General features: G+C 56.5%; 15 protein-coding genes and 3 tRNA genes. 10 read left to right on the top strand and 8 right to left on the bottom strand.

Annotated features, from left to right (window positions below):
* Positions 1 to 55: 55 nt before the first annotated feature.
* The 4 genes from OH491_RS06615 to rpmI all read right to left on the bottom strand — a co-directional run bounded on the left by OH491_RS06615 (position 56) and on the right by rpmI (position 2,391).
* Positions 56 to 448, bottom strand: coding sequence for a GxxExxY protein (locus OH491_RS06615; RefSeq protein ID WP_068772000.1), 393 nt, complete (start codon positions 446 to 448; stop codon positions 56 to 58).
* Between the two features lie 56 nt (positions 449 to 504).
* Entirely contained in the window at positions 505 to 1,545 is a 1,041-nt protein-coding gene (gene pheS / locus OH491_RS06610; protein ID WP_068771768.1) for a phenylalanine--tRNA ligase subunit alpha, read from the bottom strand.
* Positions 1,546 to 1,720: 175 nt separating this feature from the next.
* Positions 1,721 to 2,104 (bottom strand): 50S ribosomal protein L20, encoded by a 384-nt coding sequence (gene rplT, locus OH491_RS06605; protein WP_068771769.1) that lies wholly within the window; start codon positions 2,102 to 2,104, stop codon positions 1,721 to 1,723.
* Positions 2,105 to 2,196: 92 nt separating this feature from the next.
* Positions 2,197 to 2,391 carry a 50S ribosomal protein L35 gene (gene rpmI / locus OH491_RS06600; RefSeq protein WP_068771770.1) on the bottom strand — a complete coding sequence of 65 codons (195 nt, stop codon included), beginning with the start codon at positions 2,389 to 2,391 and terminating at the stop codon, positions 2,197 to 2,199.
* A 476-nt stretch (positions 2,392 to 2,867) separates the two neighbouring features.
* Here rpmI and OH491_RS06595 point away from each other — a divergent pair.
* From OH491_RS06595 to OH491_RS06550, 10 genes are all read left to right on the top strand, one after another.
* Positions 2,868 to 2,942, top strand: a tRNA-Lys gene (locus OH491_RS06595).
* 101 nt (positions 2,943 to 3,043) lie between these two features.
* Positions 3,044 to 3,118, top strand: a tRNA-Thr gene (locus tag OH491_RS06590).
* 32 nt (positions 3,119 to 3,150) lie between these two features.
* A tRNA-Gln gene (locus OH491_RS06585) sits at positions 3,151 to 3,224 on the top strand.
* A 503-nt stretch (positions 3,225 to 3,727) separates the two neighbouring features.
* Complete coding sequence (locus tag OH491_RS06580; RefSeq protein ID WP_334319524.1) at positions 3,728 to 4,312, top strand: MotA/TolQ/ExbB proton channel family protein; 585 nt, start codon at positions 3,728 to 3,730, stop codon at positions 4,310 to 4,312.
* Positions 4,313 to 4,412: 100 nt separating this feature from the next.
* The gene (locus tag OH491_RS06575; RefSeq protein WP_068771772.1) at positions 4,413 to 4,856 is read left to right on the top strand and encodes an ExbD/TolR family protein; all 444 of its coding nucleotides are present in this window, start codon (positions 4,413 to 4,415) and stop codon (positions 4,854 to 4,856) included.
* A gap of 28 nt (positions 4,857 to 4,884) precedes the next feature.
* A complete protein-coding gene (locus tag OH491_RS06570) occupies positions 4,885 to 5,340 on the top strand; it encodes an ExbD/TolR family protein (RefSeq protein WP_068771773.1) in 456 nt (151 codons plus the stop codon).
* A 15-nt stretch (positions 5,341 to 5,355) separates the two neighbouring features.
* Positions 5,356 to 6,042, top strand: a complete 687-nt coding sequence (locus OH491_RS06565; protein WP_068771774.1) for an energy transducer TonB — start codon at positions 5,356 to 5,358, stop codon at positions 6,040 to 6,042.
* Positions 6,043 to 6,058: 16 nt separating this feature from the next.
* On the top strand, positions 6,059 to 7,561 hold the full coding sequence (locus OH491_RS06560) for a tetratricopeptide repeat protein (protein ID WP_068771775.1): 1,503 nt from the start codon (positions 6,059 to 6,061) through the stop codon (positions 7,559 to 7,561).
* A gap of 8 nt (positions 7,562 to 7,569) precedes the next feature.
* Entirely contained in the window at positions 7,570 to 8,106 is a 537-nt protein-coding gene (locus OH491_RS06555; protein ID WP_068771776.1) for a hypothetical protein, read from the top strand.
* Between the two features lie 18 nt (positions 8,107 to 8,124).
* Entirely contained in the window at positions 8,125 to 8,664 is a 540-nt protein-coding gene (locus OH491_RS06550) for a hypothetical protein (protein ID WP_068771777.1), read from the top strand.
* Positions 8,665 to 8,802: 138 nt separating this feature from the next.
* Here the strand turns inward: OH491_RS06550 and OH491_RS06545 are convergent, their stop codons facing one another.
* The 4 genes from OH491_RS06545 to OH491_RS06530 all read right to left on the bottom strand — a co-directional run bounded on the left by OH491_RS06545 (position 8,803) and on the right by OH491_RS06530 (position 12,808).
* Positions 8,803 to 9,555, bottom strand: a complete 753-nt coding sequence (locus tag OH491_RS06545; protein WP_068771778.1) for an amino acid ABC transporter ATP-binding protein — start codon at positions 9,553 to 9,555, stop codon at positions 8,803 to 8,805.
* A gap of 4 nt (positions 9,556 to 9,559) precedes the next feature.
* Positions 9,560 to 10,210, bottom strand: coding sequence for an amino acid ABC transporter permease (locus tag OH491_RS06540; protein WP_068771779.1), 651 nt, complete (start codon positions 10,208 to 10,210; stop codon positions 9,560 to 9,562).
* A gap of 77 nt (positions 10,211 to 10,287) precedes the next feature.
* Positions 10,288 to 11,085 carry an amino acid ABC transporter substrate-binding protein gene (locus OH491_RS06535; protein WP_068771780.1) on the bottom strand — a complete coding sequence of 266 codons (798 nt, stop codon included), beginning with the start codon at positions 11,083 to 11,085 and terminating at the stop codon, positions 10,288 to 10,290.
* Between the two features lie 379 nt (positions 11,086 to 11,464).
* Positions 11,465 to 12,808: a hypothetical protein gene (locus tag OH491_RS06530; RefSeq protein ID WP_084442435.1), complete on the bottom strand. Its 1,344-nt coding sequence runs from the start codon at positions 12,806 to 12,808 to the stop codon at positions 11,465 to 11,467.
* Positions 12,809 to 12,833: the final 25 nt, after the last annotated feature.

The raw sequence follows: 12,833 nt of genomic DNA, 5'->3' as shown, positions 1-12,833 counted from the left end.
TGAACAGAATGGGAGAAAATGAACGGAATGGATTTTAGGCGGATCGGATGGGGTGTTATTCGGAGCGGTGGCGGTATTTTTTCTTAAATTCCAAGCGGTCGGAGCCGAAGTTGAGGAGCAGTCCTTCCTCGATTTTCGTGGCGGTCAGGTAATTGACGAGTTGCACTTCATGCGCGAGGGCGAGTTTTTGAACGGATTTGTTTTCAACAATGAGCGAGCAGGTGACCACCATGTCGGCATCAAAAATACCCACGATGGCGTCTTCGTAATGAACATTGAGGCGGACTTCGGTTTGGAAGGGGATGTTTGCGCGGCGCAATTCGTGGGCGAGGGCGTTTTGATAGACGGATTCGAGAAATCCCGGGCCGAGCGTGGAGTGAATTTTCATCGCCAATCCGATAATTTTTCCAGAGAGGTCATAGGGCTGCTGTTCCGGAGTGTCGCTCATTTTGTTCATTCAAAATCATTCCGTTCATTCTGTCTAAAAAAACACTCCGCGATTGCTCATGCGAACTGGCGGAGGAAGCGGAGGTCGTTGGCGTAGAAGTGGCGGATGTCGTCGATGCCGTGGATGAGCATGGCAATGCGTTCGATGCCCATGCCGAAGGCAAGGCCGGTCCATTGCTCCGGGTCGATGTCGACGTTCTTGAAAACTTTCGGGTCAACGAGGCCGCACCCCATGATTTCCAGCCAGCGGTCGCTGAGGCGGCCGAGGTTGGGGGCCTTGATGTCCATCTCGAAACTCGGCTCGGTGAAGGGGAAGAAGCTGGGGCGCAGGCGGGTCTGCGCGGTGGCGCCGAAGATCTCGCGCACAAAGCTGTCGAGCACGCTCTTGAGGTCGCGGACGGTGACGTTGCGATCAACCCAGAGGCCCTCGATTTGGTGGAAATTGGCGGAATGGGTGGCATCGACGGTGTCGCGGCGGAAGCAGCGTCCGGGGGCGACGATGCGGATGGGGGGCTTGCGCGCGAGCATCGTGCGGATTTGCACGGAGCTGGTGTGGGGACGCAGGACGTAAGCTTCGTCGGCTTTCTTGGTGGTTTCGGTGGCGCGGGTCGCGGGGGGAAAGTAGAGGGTGTCCTGCATGTCGCGGGCGGGGTGGTCGTCGGGGGTGTTGAGGGCGTCGAAGCAGAACCACTCGCTTTCCAGCTCGGGGCCCTCGGCGATGACGAAGCCGAGCTTGCGGAAGGTGGCGGCGATGAGGTCGCGGGTTTGGGTGAGCGGGTGGCGGAGTCCCTCGTGGTCGTCGGGCGAGGGGAGGGTGGGGTCGATGGGCGGGCCGAGCTGGGCGTCGAGTTCGGCGGCCTCGATGCGGGCGAGGGTGGCGTCGAGTTCGGCGGCAAGGGCGGTTTTTACTTCGTTGATGAGTTTGCCGACGATGGGCTTTTGCTCCTTGGGAAGGCCGCCCATTTGTTTCATGCAGGCGGTGAGGGCGCCGTTGGGTCCGACGTAGCGGGCCTTGGCGGCCTCAAACTCGGGGCGCGCCTTGAGCGTGAGAAGTTCGGCGCGGGCTTGTTCGAGGAGAGCGGTGAGCTGGGTTTGCATGAGTGGTTGTTGGCCGCGAAATGCGCGGTGTTTTGGGAGAAAAAGAAGAGAGGATGATTGGGAAATCCTGCCAAAAAAAGAGGACGGCACCTCGTGGTATCGAGGCCCGTCCTCCGTGGAAGGTGATTGAGGAGGCGAGCCGCTCTGTAGCGCAGGGGCTCGCGTTTGGGAGAGCTTAGGCTTTCGTCGCGGCGGCGGCCTTGGTCTTCAACGCGTCCTGGGCTTGCTTGACCAGGGCGTTAAAGGCGGCTTCGTCGCGGATGGCCAAGTCGGAGAGCACCTTGCGGTCCAGACCGATGTTGGCGGCCTTGAGGCCCTCGATGAAGCGGCTGTAGCTGATGCCGGCGTTGCGGCAGGCGGCGTTGAGGCGGACAATCCAGAGGGCGCGGAAATCGCCTTTTTTCTTGCGGCGGTGCGCGTAGGCGTAGCGCCAGGCATGCTGGACGGCTTCTTTCGCGTAGCGGAAGAGCTTCGATTTGTTGCCGAAGTAGCCTTTGGCGTGCTTCAGCGTGTTTTTGCGGCGCTTGCGCGACGCGGGTGAGTTTGTGACACGAGGCATGTTATGTTATGTGTGGTTTGATCGCCGCCGGGTCGTCTCGTTGGGATCACCCGGCAGGGCGGAGTTGTTGGTTTGATGTGGCGCTTGCCGGCTTAGAGACCGTGCGGGAGGCAGCGGAGGAGCGGCGCGGCGTGGCCTTCGGCAACGAGCTTGTCCTTGGAGGCACGGCGTTTTTGCTTGGTGCTTTTCGAGGCGAGCAGGTGACGGAAGCCGGGAGTGCGACGCACGAGCTTGCCTTTGGCGGTAAGCTTGAAGCGTTTGGCAACGGACTTTTTGGTCTTTTGCATGAGAAGAGCGGAAGAAAACACTAGAGCGCGCCGACGGTGTAAAGGGAAAATTTCAGGAGACCGCCCGGAAGCCGGACGCGATTTGCCTGTTTTCGGCCAACTTTCTCCTCGATCCTAAGGATGCGGCGCGAGGAGAAAGTCGGCCTGCCATCGTGCCCCGGGTTGCGGCTCCTGCTTGGAAAGCGACGCGTTGAAGAGAGGGAAATCCCCGTCCAAGCCGCGCGCCGGGGAATGACGTTTCACCACTCATTCGATAATTAGAATGCTCCCGCGGTGGTCGATGGCCGGTGGATTTTTCACCGTGCCCCTTTCCACTCCCTGTCTGGGACGGGCTTGCGAGCGGGCTGCAAACCCTCCCGCCCAAACCAGATGGGCATCTTCCGCTTTCATCCAATCCATGAAATTCGCATCGTTTTCCAGAAAAGGATTTGACAAGCTAGCCTTGTTGCCAAGGTATTCGCCCCCTTGTTTTGACTGGCTTCCTAGCTCAATGGTAGAGCAGTTGACTCTTAATCAATTGGTTCAGGGTTCGAGTCCCTGGGGAGCCACCAAAATATCCACCCGCCGGCTTCCATTCCGGCCTGTTCTTTTCACTTTAATCGCATGAATTGGCGCGCCGCCTTCAACCCACCCAGAGATCGCTCCGGGATTTGCCGGTGTAGCTCAACGGTAGAGCACCTGTTTTGTAAACAGGCGGTTGCGGGTTCGAATCCAGTCACCGGCTCCATCCGCGTCCGTGCCGCTCGTGTGTTTTCTCACTGCCCGATGGTGTAATGGTAGCACAGCAGATTCTGACTCTGCTTGTCTAGGTTCGAGTCCTAGTCGGGCAGCCAAATCCCTCGATTGAATGGCCTCTTAAACCCAAAAACAGCATTGACTCCCTCTGCGGCAAACCAGAATTTCTTGAATTTGCTCGCGACCTTATCTCACTTGTAAAGTTTCCCAATCCCTCCACCCGGCAATGCCGGATTCCACCCAAAATCAATCCCCTCTCCTCAGTCCCGATTCGGCACCGATTCCCAAAAAACCTGTCAGACAGGCACACGCATCCGAAAATTCGATCAAGACCCTGAGTAACTCGAACTGTAAGAATAGTCCTTTCTGGCGCTTTTAGTTAAATCCCACCGAAGATTTTTTTTAATAAAACGACGCTCACTGCGTCATACATCCCGAAGACGCATTCCCCTTTCTGTCAGTTACACAATCTTGCAAAATAACCGATTCTAACTCCTGAACAAAAAAATCCATTATGATCACTGCTACCAGTATGCCAATAGCCGCGTTTAAGCTGATGGGCCTCGGGCCCATGGAGCTCTTCATCCATGGCGGACCCATCATGTGGCCGATTCTCATCACATCCTTTGTCTGCTTCACCGTGGCCATCGAGCGCGCGATCTTCATTATCCGCGAGATGATCAGCCGCCAGCCCGAGGTGGTGGAGAAGATGCTTGAGCGCGTCGAGCAGGGCGATCCCGAAGGCGCGATCGCCTTGGGCAAGAAGAGCAGCGATTTCGTGGCCCGCATCCTCATCTATGCGCTGACTCATCGCGAACAGTCCCTCTCCACCGCCTTCGTGCGCGCCTCCAGCCAGGAACTCAAGCGTTACCAGGCGGGCGGCGCGGTGCTCGACACCACCGTCACCGCCGCCCCTTACCTCGGCCTTCTCGGCACTGTCACCGGCATGATGAGGGTCTTCGGCGAGCTGGGCGGCTCCACCGACATCGCCTCCGCCTCCAACTCCCTCATGGGCGGCATCGGTGAGGCGCTCATCGCCACCATGTGCGGTCTGGCCATCGCCATCTTCGGCCTGATCCCGTTCAACATCCTTAACGCCCAGACGGAGCAGGCCAAACACGACATCGGCGACGCGTCCAACGCGCTCACCCTTCTCACCAATAAGGGAAAAGAAGCCCACGTCTAACGGCGCCTATTGGCGGCGGGCCTTCGGCCGGCATCGGCCAAAACCTGCAGGCTTTGGCCATTCTCTTTTCAAAAAATCCTTCCAAAAATAATTTACCACCATGGCTGGCGGCGGAGCACATAAAGGCGACGGACCAAAAAGAGCGCGCATCGAGATTATTCCCCTGATCGATGTCATCTTCTTTCTCCTCGCGACATTCGTTTTGTTTACCCTCTCGTTGAACAAGTCCAACGGCTTGAACGTCAGTCTGCCCTCGACCAAAAACAGCGTGCCGCGCGACCCGACAAACACCGTCACGATTTCCATCACCGAGGAGGACACCGTCGGTTGGGAAAAAGACCAGATCACATTGCAGGAGTTTATACAAAGGCTGTCCGCGCGGGTGGCCGAGGTGGGCCCGCAAAACGCGGTCTTCCTTATAAACGCGGATGAAAATGCCAAGTATAGTTCGGCGCGTTACGTTTTTGAGCAGATTAGCAACGCGGGCGTCACCAGAGTGATGGTGGAAACGCGCATCATGCCGCCCGGCGAGGAGATTTTCTAAACAGGACAAACTTTGGGGAACACATCACATGGCTGAAGTTGAAGTAAAAAATCCATTCGACACAGGCGGCAAAAAGAAGGCGCGCATCGAGATCATCCCTCTGATCGACGTTATCTTTTTTCTGCTGGCGACTTTCGTTCTGTTCACGTTATCCCTGAACAAAATCCAATCGCAGGAAAGCAAACTGCCCACGCCGGTACCCACTAAAGACACGCCGCCCGAACCACCCGCCGTGGTGCAAGTCTCGGATGGCGATTCCGTGTTTTTTAATCGTGACATCACGACCATTCGTGAGCTGACACACCATATAACATCATACAAAAACACCTCGATGGCGAACGGGACGGTGCCCAAGGTGATCATAACGGGCGATGATCGCGCAAAGTATGGACGCCTCATCCAGGCGCTGGACATCGCGGTCAGCTCGGGCATTGAGCGTGAAAACATTTCATTTGAAACCGCTTATCGTCCATCGGGACGCTGAATTTACGAGACAACCATGCGCCGCGATTTAATCATAGGACTGCTCGCTTCCCTCGCCTTTCACGGAGGTTTGGGTTATGGCGGGAAGATTTGGGATTCGATTTTTCCATCTTCGAAGGCTGACACCGCCCATAGCCAAACGACGCAGGTGGACCTGTATGTTCCGCCACCGCTGCCCGAGGAACCGGTGGAGATTGATCCGACCCAGTCGGACGAGCCCGCGGTCGATGTCGCCACGATTGCCCCGCCCAGTCTGATGGCTGTCCCCAGTTCCGTGTCGGTCACCGATTTCACGACTGCGATTCCGCCGCCGCCGCCGCCATCCTTGGGTGCGCCCTCCAATACCGTCACGATTCCGGCCGGTCCTCCGGCTACCGGTCGTGTGAGCAGCAATCTCGGACAAGTCTTTAACCTTGCGGACCTCGATCAGCAGCCCGCCGTGCGCGGCGTCCGTCAGGCGCCGGTGTATCCGTTTGAGATGAAACGCAACGGTATCAACGGCGAGGTGATTCTCCAATTCATCGTGGATATGAACGGGACCGTCCGTGATGTTGAAGTGATTCGTTCCACTCATCGCGAGTTTGAGAAGCCGGCCATGGATGCGGTGTATAAATGGCGTTTCCGTCCCGGTCGCAAGGGCGGCAAGGCGGTGAACACCCGCATGCAGGTTCCCATCAACTTCACCCTCTCCGAGGACGAGTAATTTACGACGCAATTCCATGACGTTTTTTAAATCCATTTTTCCCCGCCAATCCGTGCTCAAGATGGTTCTCCTTCTTGCAGGATTTGCCATTCCCTCGTGGATGGCCGCTCAGGCGGACGAAAAACCACAACTTTCGGACAAGGTGTCCGAGCAGGTGGCTGCGCTTGGAAAGATGCTGAACGACAAGCAATATGACCAGCTTGTCGACGCGGTTGACAAGCTGATCGCCCAGGCCAAGCCGAACAGCTTTGATATCGCCTACCTTTCACAGATGAAGGTGCAGGCATACCTGTATAAAAGCGCCTATGCCGCCGCCATCGCCCCCCTTGAGACCGCGCTCAGCCTCAGCGAGCGTTATAAGTATTTCGAGAAACGCGGCGAACTCGAGCTTCGCTGGCTGCTCGCGCAACTCTATGCGCAGGAAGCCGCGATGGAAAAAAATCCCGAGGTCAAGCGGGCAAAGTATAACAAAGCTTATGAAACCGTCCGCCAATGGTTGAATGAGACGCCAAAGCCGACCGTGGAGGCATTGCTCTTTTCCGCGTCGATTTTATACAGTCAGGCCACCGATAATGCGGACACGCCGGATCTCGCGCGCTTGGCCTTGGCCGAAAACGAATGCCGCAAGGGACTCCTTTTGGAAGTAAAACCGCGGGAGCAACTCTACACACTTTTGATCGCCACCTTGCAGGTGCAATCGCAGGCACTCATGGTGGAGGCGGAAAAAGATGAAAAAGCGGGCAAGGACTCCGCCGCCGAAAAAAAGGCACAGGGCGTGGCAAAATTGATGGAGGCCTCGAAGTATCTTGAGCTGCTCGTTCAACAAAATCCAAACAACAGCCAATACTGGGGCCAGTTGCTGAATCCCTACTTGATTCAGGCAGAGAGCCTCAAGGAAGGAACGCTGCAAAGACAGGACGCCTATGCCAAGGCGATCATCACCATTGAGCGCGCCCAGAAAGCGGGATTCCTGAAGACACCGGAGGATTATTTCCGCTTGGTTGGAATTTATTTCAACTCCAATCAATTCGAGGGGGCGATTGATCTGCTGGAAAGCGGACTGCGGGACGGCAGGATCGAGCCGACGCAGAAGAATTGGGAGATGCTCGCCCAGACTTATGTCCAGATCAAGGACGAGAAAAAGGCGCTCAATAGCTACAAGGAGATCGCAAAGATGTTCCCCAAGGAAGGGACGATCGACATGCAGATTGGCAACCTGCTCTATAATCTGGATAATTATCCCGAGGCGCTTAAATACATGCAGTCCGCCGTGGACAAGGGAGTCCCCCGCCCGGGGCCGCTGCAATTTTTTATCGCTTACCTCATGTTTGAGCTCAAGCAGCTTGATGACGCCAAGGCGGCCGTGGACAAGGCGCTGACGCTCGCGCCTGAATCGCGCGAGGCCAAGGATCTCAAGCAGGCCATTGACGATGCAATCAAGGACCGGGATGCGCGACTGAACAGAAATCAACCGCAACAAGCAACGGCCGCATCCAAACCGACCAACAAACAAGCCTAATTTCCAAAATGAAAAAACTATATTTCATAATACCAATCGTGGCGTGTGGAATTTTTTATATTTTCTATGCCCAGAAAAAGGACGGCATTGAAGCCGCCGAGCATGCGCGCCAGGAGCAAATCGCCAAAGATATCGCCGAACGCCGGCGATTGGAAAACCAGAAACGCGAGGAGGCTTACAAGGACGCGGTGGCGGCAAGCGAACAGCGCCGGATCGAACGGGAAAAGCGCACCGCCGAGGAGCAGGCCAACGCTGAGCTCAAGGAGAAGGTCACGGATGCCCGGGATCTGGCCTATCGCGAACGTGACCGCCAGATGGGGCAGGTCCGCAAGCTAAAGGAGGCGATATCGGAAGAGAAAGCCGCTTTGGACAAGTTGACCGAGCAGATCAATCTCCAGCAGATCCAGATCGATTATCTTAAATCCGAGACGCAAAAGGTGACCCAAACCAAGGCTGTGTTTGAACAAACCTTGATCAAGATAAATGCGGCGGAGAAGGCGGCCGCCGATGCGGCCCGTCTGGCCGCGCAACAGAAGAAAAGTTAAACCTTTACGATTTTCCTGATGAAAGCCCGTATTTTTTATATTGTTGTTCCCATTGTGCTCATGGTGGCGTTTCTGTTTTTCCATGGCAGCGAAAAACAAAGGATCATTGCCGATGAAGAGGCCAAGAGAGTCGCCAAGGATGCAGAGGAGACGCGCCAGATGAAGGAAAAGGCCGAGCTGCGCGAAAAAGCGCGCGTCGAGGCCGAAAAGCGTGACGCCGAGCGTAAGGCGGAAGAGGAGAGAAAGCGTCTGGCCAAAAAGAAGGAGTTTGATGATGCCATCAAGGCTATCGAGAATGACCGCGATCGCTTCACGGCTGACCTGAACCAATACAAGCAGGAATCTGCTGATTTGGAAAAAGAGCTGGATGCCTTGCGTGAGAAACGGCAGGGCGTTTCCCGTAGCCTCATTGAGATGAACAAGGAAATAGCTCAGGCGATGATTGCCCGCAACACTGCCGAGCTGGAGGTGCATCGCTATGCCGAGATGGTGGCGCAAAAGGCGAACGAGAGTTCCCTGACCAAGCTGCCTCCGCCTCCGACAACTGCCGCCAAGTAAAGCGTTTCAGGTTGCCCATCTATTGTGAACCGCCGGATAAACCTTTCGGCGGTTTTTTATTGGTGGGATTGATGCAGGGGCGTTCGCATGGTCTTGGCCAAGTGACGCAGATGGCCGGTGACCGCTCTTCGATGTCGCCTACAGCATGCTTTCCAGAAAGGCCCGGGTGCGGCGGTGTTCCGGATTCTTGAAAAACTCGACGGCCGGTTTGGACTCGATGATTTCGCCCTGATCCATGAAAACCACGGTGTTGGCCACCTCGCGGGCGAAGGCCATCTCGTGCGTAACCACGAGCATCGTCATGCGTTCGTCCGCAAGCTGTCTCATCGTGCGCAACACCTCGCCAGTTAGCTCGGGATCCAGCGCGGAAGTCGGCTCATCGAAAAGCATGATGTCGGGCTCCATCGCCAGCGCGCGTGCGATGGCGGCACGCTGTTTTTGTCCGCCGGAGACATGCGACGGGTAGCTGTCGCGCTTGTCCCACAGGCCGACCTTGTTGAGCAATGCCTCTGCCTTGGGCAGAATATCGGCGCGACGCATGCCCTTTACGGTGATGGGGGCCTCGATCACGTTTTCCAACACGGTCATGTGGGGGAAAAGGTTGAAATGCTGAAACACCATGCCCATGCGCGCGCAGATACGGCGCACCTCGGATTCGCGCACATAGCGGCAGGCCCCCGCCTGGTCGGTGGCGACAAGATTTTCGCCCTCTATGTCGATGCGTCCCCGGTCGATGGTTTCGAGATGATTGAGGCAGCGGAGAAACGTGCTCTTGCCCGAGCCGGACGGTCCGATGATGGCGGCGATTTCGCCTTTCTCCAGACGCAGTGAAACGCCTTTCAGCACTTCGAGCGCGCCAAAGTTTTTGCGGACGTCACGCGTCTCGATCATGGGGTTAGTCATAAGCGGCATAACGTTTTTCCAGACGCTGGAAGCCCCATGTGAGCACGAGGGTCATGAGCAGATAAAAAAGTGCCGCCACGATGAACGGAGAGGTGGTGAAATCGCGTTGCACGAGCCCGCGCGCGGCGCGGAGCAGATCATTGAGCGCGAGGATGTAGATGAGCGAGGTATCCTTGACCAGCGTGATGGTCTCGTTGCTCATCGGCGGCAGGATGCGCTTGATCACCTGGGGCAGCACGATGCGCCGCATAGTCTGCGGATAACTGAATCCGAGCACCTTCGCGCCCTCGTATTGGCCCTTGTCGATGGATTGGATGCCTGCGCGGAAAATCTCGGCGAAATAAGCGGCGTAATTCAGCGCGAATGCGACAATCGCCGCCGGGAAATCGGGCAACCGCACGCCAACGACCGGCACAAAGGGCAGCGCGAAATAGATAAACAGCATTTGCAGCATCAGCGGTGTGCCGCGCATGAGCCAGATGTATCCGTTCACGGCCAGACTGACGGTGCGGAAACGGGAAATGCGCAGCAACGCCAGCAGCAATCCCAGGGGCACGGACAAGATCAGCGTGACGAAAAACAGCTTGAGCGTGGTCGCGCTGCCCTCAAGAAGCGGCGGCAGAATCTTGAATATGTAATCCATCAGGCAGGTTCGCGATGGGGAATGTTGTTAAATACCAATATGTTGAGTTTCGAAGAAATCCCGGCCTTCGAATCATGTTATTTGACGATATTCGCACCGAACCACTGCACGGCGATGCGCGCGGAGGTGCCGTCAGCCTTCATATCGTCGAGCGCTTTTTGCAATTTGGCCAGCAGTTCTATATCATCATTGCGCGTGCCGACGCCATAGTCCTCGGTGCCGAAGTGTTCCATCAATATAATATATTCACCAGGCCTTTTCGATGTATAATAGCGACCGACAACTTCATCCACAACGACGGCATCGAGGCGTCCCGCGCTCAGGTCCATGAGAGCGGTGACATTGTCACCGAAGGACTTCAGGCCCTTGAATGAATTGCGGATTTTCGCATCCTTTTCCACCGCCTGCACGGCGCTGCTGCCTTCCTGCACGCCGACCACCTTGCCGGCGAGCCCGGCTTTGTCCTTGATGCCGGATTTACCGGTGACGACGATGATCTGGTGATTTTCCATGTAGGGCGCGGTGAAGGCGATTTTCTTTTTGCGTTCCTCGGTGATGGTCAGGCCGTTCCAGAGAACATCCACGCGTTTGCTGTTGAGCTCGGCTTCCTTGGCGCTCCAGTCGATGGGTTTGAATTCCACTGCAACGCCCATGCGTTTGCACGCTTCGCGGGCGAGATCGATGTCGAAGCCGACGAGCCGGTGCTGCTCGTCGCGGAAGCCCATGGGAGGAAAATTATCATCGAGGCCCACGATGATGGTCTGGGTTTCTGGCGAAGAGAGGGAATGAGTTGAAGGTGTTTCTTTTTTGGCACAGCCGCCAAACAGCAAACTCGCGGTCAGACTCATGAATCCAAGGAAGGCGCGGACTTTCATTGTCCCAATAGCTGGGAAACGCTGCATGAGGTCAAGACGTGTCTCGCGCGATGGCTGCTGGCATGGCGCAAACACACCAGCCGTGTCCCCTGTTTTCATGAATTCACAAATCTGCCTGGATATATGAATCTGTTTATTAGGGATAAGTGTTTTGTGAGAGGTGCCCCCGGTTTTGTTTCACCTTGGTAGTTTATTGAGGGATATTTGCATCATTTTGAATGGTAATGTATTGCAATTAACCAGAGGGGAAATGTAGCAACACTCATTTTCCTTGGCACAGCGGGTTGACGGCAGTCAATTGCGAGTCCATTGCGAATTGAGAATTCGCACTGCTGAAGCCCAATCACGGCCTCGCGAGTCCAAGGCAAGCCGATGGGTATCAGTATTCAACCTCTGCCAAGTAAGCCTCCAGCCATTTCGCGACAGCATCGGGGGATGCCGGAACCTCAAGCGGGCGGTGCGTCCCCAAGGACTTCGGATACCCGCCGACCTCGTCCTGCGAGTCTGGTATGCGGCCTCTGCGTGCCAGATAATCGTTGATGATCCGCTTGTCCACGGCGTCGCGATCCTTGGGACGCGCCCCCGCGTTTTTGAGCACATAGCCTTCGGTCACCAAGGAGGGCAGGGGAGTAAAGTTTGCCGGGGCAATTTTCGGCGCGTCAAGCAGGGTCAGCCGGGGGTCGCTCAGAAATGCGGCGTCACCGGAGACGCCATTCCATAACAATGCTCCCTGCTGGTCATAAACCCGGTTGTCACGTTGATAGACATAGCCGACCAAGGCATCCGTTGGCGCGGCCGGCGAGCATGTGAAGAGGGCCACTTTCGGTTTCGTATCGGATCCCATTCTATAAACATTTCCGATGGCGGTCAGAAATGAGGGAAGCATCGGGTCGGGGATGGTTTTATATTCGGAGGGCGTATAGGCGAAATGAATGGCCGCATTGCCGGGATTATAAATCAGATTGTTCGCCATGAAAACCGTGGCATTGGGCTTTATATAAGGATGACGGTTGAAATTGTGCGCGTAAAAGCACCCCGCGATCGCCACGTCTCGCACGAAGTCGTGGACCAGCGTGCCCTTGGAGTGAGGGCCCTTGGAATGCGTCGAGTTGTCCAGTCCCTCGGCAATGAGGCAATTTCGCAGGGTCACGCGCGCGGCGGTGCCGTTTTTCACGCGGGGGCCGGATACGGAAAGGTTTTCGTCGATGGACCATGCGACGGAACAATGATCAAACAGGATGTTTCTCGCGTCCGGCCCGTGGGCCGTCATGGAGTCATTTTCGAAGTTGGTTTTTTTCAGGTCGCCTCCATCACCCGAGCGGATGCGGATGTGCCGCACAATCACGTCGCCGGCGTGAATGTTGAGGCTTCCGCGGATGATGGTGATTCCCGGCGACGGCGCGGTTTCCCCCGCAATGGTCAGGCGCCCGTTGGCCACCTCAAATGCGTCCTGCCGCCAGTCGATGATGCCGCCGACCTCAAACACGATGATTCTCGGACCGCTGGCTTCGAGCGCGGCCTTGAACGAGCCCGGGCCGGTGGCGTCGAGGGTGGTGACCTTGATGACGCGTCCGCCCGCGCCGCCGGCCGTGTCGGCGCCGAAACCGTCGAAGCGCATCACGGCGCTTCCGGGGATGGCATCGGCCGGCGTCGCGGGTTTGTCCGCATGGCAGGCCGCCTGAAGAAGCACGGACAGGAACAGGAGCGGGAGAATGTCTTTCATGCGATTAAATGGTGGAATATATGCA

The sequence above is a fragment of the Termitidicoccus mucosus genome, assembly GCF_038725785.1.
Lineage (GTDB): Bacteria > Verrucomicrobiota > Verrucomicrobiia > Opitutales > Opitutaceae > Termitidicoccus > Termitidicoccus mucosus.
This window is presented reverse-complemented; position numbering and strand designations above follow the sequence as displayed.